Annotated in this window: 11 protein-coding genes, 2 tRNA genes and 1 pseudogene; 1 reads left to right on the top strand and 13 read right to left on the bottom strand. The window is 66.0% G+C overall.

Annotated features, from left to right (window positions below; genetic code table 11):
* Positions 1-189: 189 nt before the first annotated feature.
* From cas2e to G6017_RS16090, 10 genes are all read right to left on the bottom strand, one after another.
* The gene (cas2e, locus tag G6017_RS16135) at positions 190-531 is read right to left on the bottom strand and encodes a type I-E CRISPR-associated endoribonuclease Cas2e (RefSeq protein WP_182611264.1); all 342 of its coding nucleotides are present in this window, start codon (positions 529-531) and stop codon (positions 190-192) included.
* On the bottom strand, positions 525-1,493 hold the full coding sequence (gene cas1e / locus G6017_RS16130; protein ID WP_182611263.1) for a type I-E CRISPR-associated endonuclease Cas1e: 969 nt from the start codon (positions 1,491-1,493) through the stop codon (positions 525-527). Before cas1e ends, cas2e begins: the two co-directional genes overlap by 7 nt.
* A gap of 3 nt (positions 1,494-1,496) precedes the next feature.
* On the bottom strand, positions 1,497-2,168 hold the full coding sequence (gene cas6e / locus G6017_RS16125) for a type I-E CRISPR-associated protein Cas6/Cse3/CasE (protein WP_182611262.1): 672 nt from the start codon (positions 2,166-2,168) through the stop codon (positions 1,497-1,499).
* 8 nt (positions 2,169-2,176) lie between these two features.
* The gene (cas5e, locus tag G6017_RS16120) at positions 2,177-2,866 is read right to left on the bottom strand and encodes a type I-E CRISPR-associated protein Cas5/CasD (protein WP_182611261.1); all 690 of its coding nucleotides are present in this window, start codon (positions 2,864-2,866) and stop codon (positions 2,177-2,179) included.
* A complete protein-coding gene (gene cas7e, locus G6017_RS16115) occupies positions 2,863-3,987 on the bottom strand; it encodes a type I-E CRISPR-associated protein Cas7/Cse4/CasC (RefSeq protein ID WP_182611260.1) in 1,125 nt (374 codons plus the stop codon). Before cas7e ends, cas5e begins: the two co-directional genes overlap by 4 nt.
* Positions 3,988-4,017: 30 nt before the next feature.
* The gene (gene casB / locus G6017_RS16110; protein ID WP_182611259.1) at positions 4,018-4,656 is read right to left on the bottom strand and encodes a type I-E CRISPR-associated protein Cse2/CasB; all 639 of its coding nucleotides are present in this window, start codon (positions 4,654-4,656) and stop codon (positions 4,018-4,020) included.
* Positions 4,653-6,314 carry a type I-E CRISPR-associated protein Cse1/CasA gene (gene casA / locus G6017_RS16105; protein ID WP_182611258.1) on the bottom strand — a complete coding sequence of 554 codons (1,662 nt, stop codon included), beginning with the start codon at positions 6,312-6,314 and terminating at the stop codon, positions 4,653-4,655. The genes casB and casA overlap by 4 nt, the downstream gene beginning before the upstream one ends.
* Positions 6,311-9,133, bottom strand: a complete 2,823-nt coding sequence (gene cas3 / locus G6017_RS16100) for a CRISPR-associated helicase Cas3' (protein ID WP_182611257.1) — start codon at positions 9,131-9,133, stop codon at positions 6,311-6,313. Before cas3 ends, casA begins: the two co-directional genes overlap by 4 nt.
* 353 nt (positions 9,134-9,486) lie before the next feature.
* Positions 9,487-9,560 (bottom strand) — tRNA-Met (locus G6017_RS16095).
* Between the two features lie 19 nt (positions 9,561-9,579).
* Positions 9,580-9,652 (bottom strand) — tRNA-Thr (locus G6017_RS16090).
* Between the two features lie 129 nt (positions 9,653-9,781).
* Between G6017_RS16090 and G6017_RS16085 the strand changes: the two genes are divergently transcribed.
* Positions 9,782-10,504: a glycosyltransferase family 2 protein gene (locus G6017_RS16085; RefSeq protein ID WP_182611256.1), complete on the top strand. Its 723-nt coding sequence runs from the start codon at positions 9,782-9,784 to the stop codon at positions 10,502-10,504.
* Between the two features lie 66 nt (positions 10,505-10,570).
* Here G6017_RS16085 and lbtBC read toward each other — a convergent pair whose 3' ends face one another.
* The 3 genes and pseudogenes from lbtBC to G6017_RS16070 form a co-directional block, all read right to left on the bottom strand.
* Positions 10,571-11,869 carry a C(50) beta-cyclic carotenoids biosynthesis protein LbtBC gene (gene lbtBC, locus G6017_RS16080; RefSeq protein ID WP_182618253.1) on the bottom strand — a complete coding sequence of 433 codons (1,299 nt, stop codon included), beginning with the start codon at positions 11,867-11,869 and terminating at the stop codon, positions 10,571-10,573.
* The gene (locus tag G6017_RS16075) at positions 11,866-12,240 is read right to left on the bottom strand and encodes a lycopene cyclase domain-containing protein (protein WP_182610710.1); all 375 of its coding nucleotides are present in this window, start codon (positions 12,238-12,240) and stop codon (positions 11,866-11,868) included. Before G6017_RS16075 ends, lbtBC begins: the two co-directional genes overlap by 4 nt.
* Positions 12,237-12,727: pseudogene (locus G6017_RS16070) on the bottom strand (phytoene desaturase); the annotation flags it as partial. The gene G6017_RS16075 and the pseudogene G6017_RS16070, both read right to left, overlap by 4 nt.

Raw genomic sequence — 12,727 nt, 5'->3', positions numbered from 1 at the left:
AGCCCCGCCTGCGCGGGGACGACTGGGCCAGCTTCGCGGCCGGGTCGTTGCAGGCTGGAACAGCCCCGCCTGCGCGGGGACGACTGGCCGCGTTCGCGATCGGGGACGGCGCCATGAGGAACAGCCCCGCCTGCGCGGGGACGACACTGGCTGACCAGCGGAAAATGGAGCAGTACTCGGAGTTCTAGTTTACTTTCTCCGGCGCAGATGCGACGCAGCAGACCAACCTCTACGCATTCCGGTGGTGCGCTTACTAGAGGTGGTTCTACGCATCACACGTAGCCCCTCGAAATCCTCTACCGACCAGTCGTGCCGATGGACACGAAAGTCGAACCCTTGCTCTGTTTCCCTTGTCGAGTAAGTCATGATCGCTCGCCCGTCTTTCACGAGTTCAAGGATGAGCTTCCAGAGCTCATCACGCAGCCTCGCATTGACTCTGCCCACGAACACTCCTGGACTCACTTCGATCAACCATCGAGTCAAGTGACCCCGTAGCCCGGCTGGGCAAGCTGTGAGGACAATCGTCACCATGGCACGTCCTCGCTGTAGTTCGTACCGCCAGACACCCGCCCGAGTTGCTCATCCCAGAGTTCAATCACCGTCGCGAGCCCGTCCTCACCCTCATCTTCCGTTTCCGGTAGCAACAGAAAACGTAGATCAGCCACGCATCTACTGAGGATCCGGTGTCCACGCATCGCGTCGCGAACCTGCCTCCTGACGGTGGAGGCGAGCCCCGCAAGCGCTTCAGGGTCATCTTGATCCATCTGTTCAACCGACTGGAATGCAATGGGCACGGTGATGGCCGATTTGTACAAATCTGCAATATCGTAGATGAACGACCTGTCGTGACCGGTGTGGACGAACCCCAGCCCCGGCGAGCATCCGATAGCCACAATCACCGCATGGACTACGCCGTACAAACACGAGTGCGCGGCAGAGAGGGCCTGGTTGATCGGATCCGACGAGTCGAAGTCGTCCACGGTGAACTCTCTCCGCGACCACTCCACGCCGGTCGTGACCGACCAATCCCTATACGACTTCCGCACGCGCGCACCCTCCCGGCCGCGCAACTGCTGCATGGTCAGACGCGATACGTCCTCACCTGGAAAGCGCATCGCGTACATCTCCCGCGCAACAGCGAGACGGGACCGATTGTTGCTGACTAATCGCGCCTGAGCTTCGAGCAGCTTCGTCGACCGTCCCAATGGTCTGCCGTGGGCGTAGTAACGCACCCCGTTCTCACCCGTCCACACGACCGACGATCCACTATCGGCGAGAACGCACATTGCTTGGTGGGTGACCCGCGTACCCGGGCCCAGCATCAGCACCCCGAGCGAGGCGCTCGGGATATGGATGACCCCGAGTTCATCGGTGGCGGTGAGCGCATTCGCGTCTCGCCCGATAGTGCAGTGTTCCAAGTAGAGGAAGGTGACTCTGTCCTCCACCCGGGTCAATTCCCGGGACTTGGAGGGACGGATTCCGGGTGTCTTCACGATTCACCTCCGGCCGAGTGGCGCCAGTGTGAGAAGCCCGCACCCATATGCCTTGGCCTTGCCGACGCCGTTGGTCAAAGTGCTGCGGAGTGCGTCGACATCAGTGACTCGGATCGCCCCATCGAATTGGGACCTCGATACTGTCACCGTGGCTCCCTTGCGTTGGAAACGCGAGATCTCACGCGACGTCACCGCGACGGCGGGAACCCTCTTCTCATCGTCGAAGACTCCACCGGCGTCGATGAACTCCACACCGAGTGAGGACGCACGATCAGTGAGCCAACCCAATTGTTGATCGACGGTCACATGGGCGAACCGACGCTTCTTCCCGTCCTCCCCCGTGACGATTCGGCTCGGATTGGCGACCAACCGGAACGAGTATTCTTGACCCAATGTGATCCGATCGAGCACACGGCCATACGGACGCACGTCCCACGATTCCTGATTGGACCAGCCGGCTTGCTCCTGGATGTGCTCGAACGACGGAGCGGTCGGGCTGAGGATGTACAGCGCCAAGTGGTCACCGTCGCGATCCATACGCCAGAGAACACGGCCTTCTCCGTGTGCGGTCGGGGGGAAGGACGACATCACAGCGGCGTGCACGGTCTGCGGATTGCCGATCAGGAGTCGGGTGCCCCGCCGACGCGGATTCAGGTGCATTCGCGACAAGTACATAGGTGGCCTCACAACATGCTCATGGGGTCATGGCCGACTCCCGGACGCCCGAGTGGATTGTCGACGATGACCTCCGTGTGGACGACCGCTCGCACTCCGTGCCTACGGTCTCGGGGGTCGAAGCTCACAGGATGATCGGAGATTAACTCGTCCTGGACCGATCCTTGCGTGGCGTCGAGGGTCACCGGGAGGTGAGCGGGCGACGAACACGTCTTCCGATACCAATCCGAGGCTTGCCACGGCTCGTCGCTCAACGCCTGTTCGACTCCGGGGTCCCGCATCCCGAGAACCACGCGTCCGGCCGGTGGGCATGATCGACGCCCCAGATAAACGGGGAAGACCGGTCGACGGAGCGCCTCCCGCAGACCTTCGAGGAGCTCGTCCTCCCCTTCGACCGCGACCACGAAACATGCGTCACTCAAGTAGTGACGAGAGGTGAGTGGCTTGGACTTCCCGGTGCGCCAGTCGATGCTCGTCTGGAAGTCGCGAACGAGCCGGCCCTGCTGATCGCTCCGGACACCGAACCGCAGACTAGCGAGGTCCTCGATCGGATCGGTGCGCCTCCGGCCAGACGCAGCGGCGAGCAAGCCCACGACCCCGCTCTTGGTCGGTTCCCTCCTAGTCGTGCGGTCGTTGAACCGACTCGAGTCGCCCCATGCCTGAAGCGGGCCGGCGAGTCTGAGGAGAAGCGAGGTCACTTCTCTTCCACCCTTTCGCGAACCTGCTCGCCCACCAGGCGGACGACACCGTTGAGGTCGGCCCGCTGACCGATCTCCCCGAGCTTCTCGAGCGCCGTCTCGGTCGCCGCGGCACCTGCAGCGAGGAACGCACCGGCGACGGGGAGGGTCCCGTAAGCGGCATCCTGGTCGGCCGCGTGTTCGGCCAATCGCAAGACCGCCTGCTCCGTGCGACCGGTGGTCGACGCGATGGCGGATTCGAAGGCTCCGACAAGGTTGACCGGCTGATCGTCTCGGACTTGGACCAGGACGAGGTCGGCCCGGGTCCTGTTCGCGAAGGTATTGCTCTTGCCGGTGGGCATGGACACAGCGAAGGCCCGTACGAAAGCTTCGGCCGCCTTGGCAGCGGCCTCGATCGACCCGAGTGAGGCGGCGAGCGCGTCGGCGTTCACCGTTGCGTACCGGTACATCGTCGATGACACGAACTCGACAGTGCCGATCATTCCCGCGCCTGCATTGTCCTCCGGCGCCTTGTCGTCTACCGCGGTGAAGTAGTCGAACTCGTTGGAGGCGGGGTGCACCGAGATCGCGTGAGCCACCTGACAGCAGGCGTCGACGTTGAGGTCGGGCGCATTGGCGATCATGCGGCCGAACAAGGCTACGTCGATAGAGGTGTCGTCATGGAACGCCTTCTTGACCGACTTCTTGTCCGGAGTGCTGTCGACGGAGTCGATGGCGAGTTCCGCGAGGGCCGAAATTTGGGCACGCGAGAGGAAGATCAGGTACTCGGTCTGCGGTACCTCCCGCTTCTCGGAGGATTCCTTCTTCTCCTTGGCCAAATTGATATCCACGACCTTGAGCACTTTCGCGGCGAGATCCTCGGCGGACTCCTCCAGATCGGGGCGCCGTGCGACGATCTCCCCGATCATTTGCTCGACGACCCGCTTGGTCCTCACCCCGAGCTCCGCGGTGTCGAGGTGCGAAGAGAACTCGGCGCGCGTGGCCCGCTTCCACGCTTGACTCGATACTCGAGACCTGCGAACCCCGCCGTACACCGCGGACTTGGGCGAGCCCGTGTCATCTCGATTGATGTTGGAAGGCGGAACCGTTTGGATGATATGTACGTCGATATAGGTAGTCATTGCTACTCCTGTAGTGAGAGGGCTGAGGACTCAGTTCTTGGACGGGGGCTGGTGGGCGTTCGGGCGAGACCTCGGCGCGGTGTACAGATCGCGCGCCCACCGAAGCTTCACCCTGGTCGCTCCTTCAGGCGAGTGAAGCGACGCAACGTCCGACGCGAGTCGTCCGTAGTCCAGCGGGATCGACTTGGCTTTGAGGAGGAGGACGATTCCCCTCAGGTGATGCACGATCTCAGGGAGTTCGTCTGCCGTGACCAACGCCTGAAACCGGCGAAGCGTCGCCTGCTCGTGTTCTTGCGCGTCGTTCGGGGTGGCCAGCTTTCGCACCGCGGATCCCAACCTCGCGGACGGACCGCCGACGTGCATCGGTTGCGCCTGCGACTGCTGATGGAGCGCGAACAGGGTCAGAGCGATGTGCGCGGCGTATTCGTAGGGGCCGACGTCGTCGCCCTCTCCCACCAGTTCTTCGGGAAATCCCGCGTAGACCTCTCCCCACGCCTCGGGTTGAACAGCGATATCGGCGCCGACCGCGCGTCGCATCCGAGCGAGGGACGCCCGGGCGGAGCTGTCGCCGGCAGAGAGACGCTTATGAAGTCCGACCGCCCTACTTCGCACGTAGCTTTCCAGCGTCTCGCGGCGCGTGCCTGCCTGTGCGGGCTCGGTGGTGATCATTGTTCAGTCCTCTCGGTGGTGCTGTCGTCGGCGTAGTTGGTTGCCGGGAGGTCGTCACGAGGCAGGAAGGGCAGTGCCTTGGCGAGTGACCGATGGAACCACAGGTCCGCCTGCCCCACGGAAACCACATGCCCGGAGTGCTCGCGGCCGCGCCACGCTGCCGGCGGGGCGTTCCGCACCAGCTCCTCCCCCCTGGCCGCGAGCGTCCGGCGACACCCCTCACGCCAGCTCTGAAGACTTGCGTCGGGCGATGTCTCCGGACCGAGGTCGCGCAGCCAGCGTCGGAATGCACGATCGAGTTCCTCGTAAGCGCCGGACACGGCACCCTCGCGGGCGGGCCCCGCGTCACCACCCGCCGCGACGACCAGATTGTCGGCGAGGCTCCCGAGCGCCCGGATCGCGGCGTCGGTCTCACCGACCGCGGTCGTGGCCGCCGCGCGATGTGCACCGGAGGAGACGTCTGCGAGCACGCCGGCGAAGGCGAGCCGATCAGCGAGGACGGTGGAGATCACCGCCATCTGAGGGCCGTACTCGACCCCTGTCGCGACGATCCTCACCTGGAATCCAGGAGGGAGCACTTTCTCGCTCACGAGCTTGCCGACCCAATTCACCACTCCGGAGGGGCGGGCGGACTCCGCATCCCCGTACTTGGTCTTGACCTTTGCTCCGGACGGATCTGGGAGCAGTGTCTCCAGACCGCGCCACAGCGCGCGCCCCCTGGTCAGGGATCTCGGCATGTAGATGATCGACTTCGCCTTGGCGGTCTGCGGTTCGCTGAAACGCCAGGGCGTCATCAGTTCGTGCTCGCTCTGGAGGGTGTACGGGATGGGATCGCCGTTGCAGATGAGCACTTCGGCGACCTCCCCCTCCTCAACGTGGAGGCGCACCCGTCGTTCAGGCCACGTCAGGAGTCCGAGCTGACCGAATGGTCCACACATCTCAGGCGATCTCACGTCCTGGGTCAGGTGCTGCTCTTCCTCCCATAGAGGAATGTCCCTACGGTCGTACCTGCGATCTAGCACCAGGTTGAGCAACAGAGTCTCGCGGAGGTTCGTCCCCTCGATGTACTGCCCGCCCATCCAGCCCGCCCATCCGACGGGCGTCGGGTAGCCCTTCCCTCCCTTCACCCGTTGATCGCCTACTGCGCCTGACTTGATTCCCGACGGGTCATAAGCCTGACAGTGCAGGAGCCACCGTGAAGCCTCCCCCAGGCCCAGAGAGATCGACGGATCTCGTCGGCGAAACATCGCCCCGGGACCGGGGCAATCAGGGACGAGCAGTTCGAGGCTGCGCCACTCCCCTTTGGAGGTGTGAAGGTCAGGCACCTGCATGAACGGTCTCTGCGAGTCGAGGAGGTCAAACCGAGGCTTCCACGCGTCCAGGTATGCGGTGAGCCCTGCTGCGGGAAGCCTGTCTTGATTCCACAGTTCCTCCCACACGCCTTCCGGATCGCCGGTCGGCTCCGGCGCCACCGCGCGGTACAGCACGGCGAGCAGTACCCGCAGCACGGCGAAGTCCTGCGTGGGCAGCTCGCCCGCGAGCCTTTCGATCCTGTGCGACTCGGTGAGCGCCTCCGACAGGCTGACTTCCCGGACCTCCCCCTCGACGTCGCGGATACGGATCCAGGGCTTGTCTACGAGGTTGAATGTGTCGGTCATGCGTCCCCCTTGACCCGGACGGTCAGTCCGGTCGAACGGTCGTACTCCATGTGCAGGTCTCCGATCCGGACCCACAGGTCCTCGTTCAGCGGCAACGGCAGCATCCCTTTGAGCCATGGCGACTTCTGCCACCCCGGGATCCCACGCGTCTCCAGCTCCTCGATGAGCCAGGCTTCCCGTTTGCCACGAAAAGTCCAGGCGGGAAGTGAGACGGTGCACATCGCCACGGCTCGCGCCAGTTCGTCGTCGACACCTAGATCGGAGTCGACCAGTTCGTCACCTCGTCGCTCCAGCCACGGCAGGGACCGAACGCGGCCGTCGACCTCACGCACGACGACTACATCGAGAGAATTCTCAGCGTCTCGGACCTGGGCGTGTCCGAGCACCTCTTCCCTGGGCTCGTCAGATGATCCCGAGTTCCACCCGTAGGCGGGCCCAGGACCCGGTGAGCGGAGAAGAAACGCCCCGCTGCGACGCTCTCTCTCCGCATCGGATTCCTGCCGCCGTTTCTCGGCTGAGCGCCAGTCGTCCTCCCACCCAGCTGGCGGGACAGCGTCTGGTGAGTAGGCGGCACGGACGAGGTCTGCGACGTCGCGAGGCGACTCCACTATTCCTTCGGTGCGTTCGAGGTGATCACGGAGCACTGCCGTCGTGCGCAATAGAGATGCACCGCCGTATACATAGGATGACCCCTTGTCTACGGTCGGGCTCGATCCATCGGACGAGAGCTCGACGCCGCTGATGAGGAACCTCGGTGTCGCCGCGATCCCCGGCCTGGTGCCGGCCGGTCGGTCGTGCCTGTGCAAGCGGCCGGCTCGTTGGAGGATCAGATCGATTGGAGCAAGGTCGGAGTACATGAGGTCCGCATCGATATCGAGCGAACTCTCGATGACCTGAGTCGACACGATCACCATGCCGGGGGGTCGTCTGCGTCCGATCGCCGGTGGGCCCAGCAACTCCTTGACCTGACCTTCACGGTGGAGCCTGTCTGCAAGGATGAACCGTGAGTGCATCAACATCGTCCGACTGGATCCCAGCTCGTTGAGAAGGGCGGTGTAAACCTCCTGCGCCCGGGCCACCGTGTTCCGCACGACGACGACGCAGACTCCGCTGTTCACCGCGTCTGACACCGACTGGACAAGCTCAGCGTCGTCGTCGCCGACGAACTCCATACGATAGGCGGTCTCCCGGCCGCTGGCCGCTGGCTCCGTCAGAGTCGGCAGTCCCGACCCCACCCGGACGATCAGGGGGAACGCGGTGGCAGCAGCTGTCGCCTCGAAGTCGGGTCCCGGTCGGCTGCCCGCCACGATCTGCTCCCCCACTGCCGCTGATCGCCCCCTCCGATATGCCGCGAGCATCGCGCATCGGCGCTCCGGCGTGAGGGTCGCGGTCAAGGCGACGACCGGAACCCGTTCAGCACCGAGCCACTCCAAGGCCCGGTCGAGGAAGTGGGACATGTAGCTGTCCGCCGCGTGTACCTCGTCGAGGACCACGACCTTTCCGACGATCCCGAGGTGCCGCAGCATGAGATGACGAGACTGCAGCGCAAGGAGAAGCACCTGGTCGATGGTCCCGACGGTGAAGTCGGCGAGCGCCGACTTCTTCCTGGCCCGGAGCCACCAGTGCGCGGTCAGCGATCCGGCACCCGAGGGGGAATCGTCGTGGATACCCGCCAGCCCCCTATCCGGGACAACCGCGGACAGGCCCGTGAACTCGTCGTTGAATCGCGCACGACTGTGGGTCAGCAGTGCGGAGGCGACTGTTCCGGCGGGAACACTGCGATCGAGCCATGACAGTGTTCGGCTGAACATCGCGTCGCTCGTCGCACACGTGGGGAGCGCCACCGTCAACCCACCACATCCGAATTTGGCCGCGATGACCTCGGCTGCGGCGAAGGCCGCCTCTGTCTTACCCTCTCCTGTCGGTGCTTCGATGAGCATGAGCTCGGGTTCGATCATGAGTCGCGCCTGTTCAACGGCGGCGAGTTGCACCGGCCTCGGAGACGCACCTTTCGGCAGCTCGAAACGGTCGGCGAAAAGCGCGGCATCATCGAGTGGAGGGCTGGGCGACCAAGGCCTCGGCAGAGCGAGCGCAGCCAACCCCCTGGCCGCGCGGTCGCCATCTTCCCCATCAGTCCCGTACGGGAACAACTCCGTGTTGGACGCAATCCAATCGCACACCACGACAAAACCTGCGAGGACGACCTGCGCCGCCTGGGAGAGTCCCACAGTGGCCACCTGCACGAGATCTGCCTCAGTGATCTCGGAGAGCCCCACAGCGAAGTCGATCGCCGATCGGCGGGATTCGGCCCAGATCGCGTCCGACTCCGGCAACTCCTGGGGCGGCCCTGGAGGGAACGTCCCGTGATGACCGGCCAGCACCGCCGAAATCGTCGAGGCCTTGCCGCGGCCCCCGATGGCTTCGAACAGCCACTCCCAGAGGCTTCTAGCGCTCACCGATCCGTGCGGCCTCTCCCTGCGTTGTCCCGAGCTGACCGCAGCGTTTGGTATCGCGAACCCCACGCGGGACATTCGCTCGCGCAACTCGACGTTCTGGCTCGCGAACTCCTCGCTGATCTTGCCGACATCGTGAGCGGCTGCGAGGAAGACCGCAAGCGAACCCGCCAGAATCTGGCTTCCCGTCTCGGCCGCCACGACTTCTCGAGAGGCGGGCGGCATCCATTCCATCCATAGACGGTTCGCCACTTCGGCGGAGTCAGCCATGTGACGCCACAGCGGAAGCCAGGCACCGTCATCGTCGGGCGACTTCGCCCACGCGAGCGACCACGGTCCGTCCGGTGGGCGGATCTTCGCAGTCATGTCAGACCCCTCGTGTACTTGTTAGGTGATGCAAGTCACTGTACGGGGTCAACATGATAGTTGCAACCCTCTCTTACTCTCCCACTTAAACATTAGTGACTGACTGACACTTGGTCTCGGTAGCGGTTAGCCATGGGGCCGAACGGTGTCGCACCATTCGGCCCCATGCACACCCGACCGAGATCGGGACAACTCACACTCGCCCGCCTAAACCGGAACAGCGCCTCGCGAGAGGCGACAGGGATCGGGTATGCCGATCCCTCAGAGTGATCACCTTCAAACTAGGGCACCGCGCCGTGGAACGACGAAACCGGCGCCCCCTACGAGGTGCCGGTTCGTGTCGTATTCTCTTGTAGCGATACCGGGGATCGAACCCGGGACCTCACGATTATGAGTCGTGCGCTCTAACCATCTGAGCTATATCGCCGTGCCCGGTGTGCCGTGCGAGCCCCCTGACGGAATCGAACCGTCGACCTTTTCCTTACCATGGAAACGCTCTACCGACTGAGCTAAGGGGGCCAGCCACCCCGGGTCGCGAATCACTCCGCAGCTCGGGGTTAAAGCCTCTAGCAGATTACACACACGCTGGAACAGTGCACAAATCGCCCGGTTGGATGGGGTCGGCGCCCCGCTGGCAGGATGAGGGGCATGCGCATCTCCGTGGTCGTCCCCGTCCTCGACGACGCCCACGAGCTCGCCGGGTGCCTCGCGGCCCTGCGTCGCCAGACCAGGACACCGGACGAGATCGTGGTGGTGGACAACGGTTGTGCCGACGACAGTGCCGAGGTGGCCCGCGACGCCGGGGCCAGGGTGGTCACCGAGGCCGTGCGGGGCATCCCCTCGGCCACGGCCACCGGTTACGACTCGGCCTCGGGAGACGTGATCGCCCGCCTGGACGCGGACTCCCGCCCGGGCCCGGACTGGGTGCAGCGGATCGACAAGGCGTTCACCGAGGACCCCGAGCTCGTGGCGATCTCCGGCCCGGGCGAGTTCATCGGGCTCAGCGGCTGGCGGGCCCGCGCCGCCCGGCTGCTCTACATGGACGCGTACTTCGTCTCCGTGGGCGCCGCGATGGCGCACCCGGTGCTGTTCGGGTCGAACCTGGCGATGCGGCGCGAGGCCTGGGATCGCGTGCGGGACGGGGTGAACCGATCGGACCCGGAACTGCACGACGACATCGACCTGTCGTTCCAGTTCGGTGCCGCCGACCGCCTCCGGGTGGACCGGTCGCTCACCGTGGGCATCTCCGCGCGCCCGTTCGACGATCCCGCCGCGATGCGCCGACGGTTCTCCCGCGCGTTCCGGACGATCGCCCGCAACTGGCGCATCAGCCCGCCCTCGCAACGCTGGATGGCCCGCGTCCAGCGCTGAGGCCTCAGACGCGTCCTCGACGTGCGCGCCCCGGAGGTCGCGTGACCGCGGGGGCGGCGAGCGGCGTCAGGACCAGACGAGCACCGACCACAGAACGATCTGCGTCACGCAGAAGCCCGCCAGCATGTTGAGCACCAGGAAGCGCTTCCAGCCCTCGTTGGTGCGCTCGGCATCGGCGTCGGTGACCCCGACATAGACCGCCACGGTGGCGAGGTACGGCAGGATCGCGAAGGCGGCCCCCGAGGCCGGCCACGGCGCCGCCGCCAACAGGACGACCACCGCCGCGGCGTAGCAGGCCAGCGCGAACCACACCGCGGCCCGGGCCCCGAGCACGGTGGCGACGGACTTCAGGTCCGCCTCGCGGTCGAAGCGGACGTCCTGCACGGCCCCGAAGGCCTGCGAGGCCGCACCCCACAGCATGAACGCGATCAGGCACGCCCACACCCCCCCGGTCAGGTCCGCACCGGCGATGGTCCAGCCGACGATCGCCGGGGAGACGAAGTGGAACGCGGAGGTGAGCGAGTCCAGGAACGGGATCTCCTTGAACCGCAGCCCCTTGGCGCTGTAGGCGATCACCGCGAACGCGCTCGCGGCGAGCCACAGGGACGACTCCACCGTCCCCGTCAGCACCAGGTACACGAGGAACGGCACGGTGGTCACCGCCGAGGCCACGAGGGTGGCCGTGTGACGGGACCGCTCGAGCACCGACCCCTCGACCCCGCCCTTGCGGGGGTTGCGCAGGTCGGACTCGTAGTCGAAGACGTCGTTGATCCCGTACATCGCGAGGTTGTACGGCACCAGGAAGAAGATCGTGCCGATCACGCCGACGAGGTCGAACCCCCCGGTGGCCAGGAAGTACGCCAGGGCGAACGGCGCGGCGGTGTTGACCCACGACACCGGCCGGGACGACCAGAACAGCGTGGTGAGCAGTCCCGGCGTCCCGGGCCGCTCGGGGGTGCGGACCTCGTCGTCGTCGCCGGGCTCCGGGGCGCGCGTCAGCAGCGCGTCCCCCCTCCCCGACACCGTCGGGCTCCCCACCTCGGCCCCGACCCGGGGTGACGCGGTGAGCAACGCCCACACCGACGGCACGAAGACCGCCGCGGCCACGGCGTAGGCGAAGTCCTCGATGGGCGCCACACCCAGGCGGATGCCGCTGGTGAGCGAGTCGTCATAGGCCACGAGCCCGGCCGAGATCATGATGTTGTCGAAGACCGCGGTGAGGATCATGAGGATCAGCAGCGCGCCGCCGACCCCGATCATCCACCGGCGTCTCTCGGGCCCGCGCAGGCGCCAGGCCGCGAGGAGGGCCACGGCCACCACGGGGATGGACATGGTGAGGTTGAGGGTCGTGTACAGGCTGGTCACCGGCGTTCCCCCGTCATCCGGGAGGGCCGGGACGCCCTGGCCGCCCGGGAGTCCCGCGCGTGGTCGACCGCGCGCGAGACCCCCGCCGCGCACACCAGCGCGAGGTGGGACAGGAACGCCAGGAACACGACCTCCTCGAACGGGATCTCCGGCGCCACCAGCAGCCCGGTCATGAAGTCGGTCTGTCCGCGGAAGAACACCCCGCTGCGCACCCCGAGCACGTCCCAGGTGAGCAGCAACGCCACGGAGGCGGAGACGGCGAGCGCCGCGGCGGCGGGCGCACGGAACGCCGCCAGCTTCCAGCGGTGGTCGATCACCAGGATCCCGGCGAAGGAGACCACCTGGACCAGGAGATAGGACAGCCCGATCACCTGTCGAACACCGTGCCCCCGCCGGGCTCCGCCACCGGGGCGGTCCCCGTGTCGCCACGGACGTGTTTGAGCACCAGCTCGGCGCTGATGAGGCACATCGGCAACCCGATCCCGGGGATGGTGGACGCCCCCGCGTAGTAGAGACCGTCGACGTGCCTGGAGACGTTGCGGGTCCGGAAGAACGCGCTCTGGGCCAGCGTGTGGGCGGGGCCGAGGGCGGTGCCGCGCCATGCGCCGAGGTCATCTTCCAGGTCCGCCGGGGCGATGGTGCGACGGACGACCACCCGCTCGGCCAGGTCCGGGATCCCGGTCCAGTCGGCGATCTGGGCGATGGCCTGGTCGGCCGCCGCCTCGATGGTCGCGTCGCCCGCGCCGTCCACGCCGCCGTGGCCGAGACCCGGGTCGGCGGGGATGGGGACCAGGACGAAGAGGTTCTCGTGCCCGGCGGGGGCGATGCCGGAGTCGGGTCCGTCGGTCGCGCTGGGTC

The sequence above is a fragment of the Dietzia sp. B44 genome, from assembly GCF_014145245.1.
Taxonomy (GTDB): Bacteria; Actinomycetota; Actinomycetes; order Mycobacteriales; family Mycobacteriaceae; genus Dietzia; species Dietzia natronolimnaea.
Note: the sequence above shows the minus strand (reverse complement) of the source record. Positions and strands in the feature narration are given on the sequence as shown.

Bases quoted from the DNA above. Each gene is read 5' to 3' on its own strand.
- cas2e (WP_182611264.1), bottom strand. From the start codon at position 531: ATGGTGACGATTGTCCTCACAGCTTGCCCAGCCGGGCTACGGGGTCAC.
- cas6e (WP_182611262.1), bottom strand. From the start codon at position 2,168: ATGTACTTGTCGCGAATGCACCTGAATCCGCGTCGGCGGGGCACCCGA.
- cas7e (WP_182611260.1), bottom strand. From the start codon at position 3,987: ATGACTACCTATATCGACGTACATATCATCCAAACGGTTCCGCCTTCC.
- casB (WP_182611259.1), bottom strand. From the start codon at position 4,656: ATGATCACCACCGAGCCCGCACAGGCAGGCACGCGCCGCGAGACGCTG.
- casA (WP_182611258.1), bottom strand. From the start codon at position 6,314: ATGACCGACACATTCAACCTCGTAGACAAGCCCTGGATCCGTATCCGC.
- cas3 (WP_182611257.1), bottom strand. From the start codon at position 9,133: ATGACTGCGAAGATCCGCCCACCGGACGGACCGTGGTCGCTCGCGTGG.
- G6017_RS16085 (WP_182611256.1), top strand. From the start codon at position 9,782: ATGCGCATCTCCGTGGTCGTCCCCGTCCTCGACGACGCCCACGAGCTC.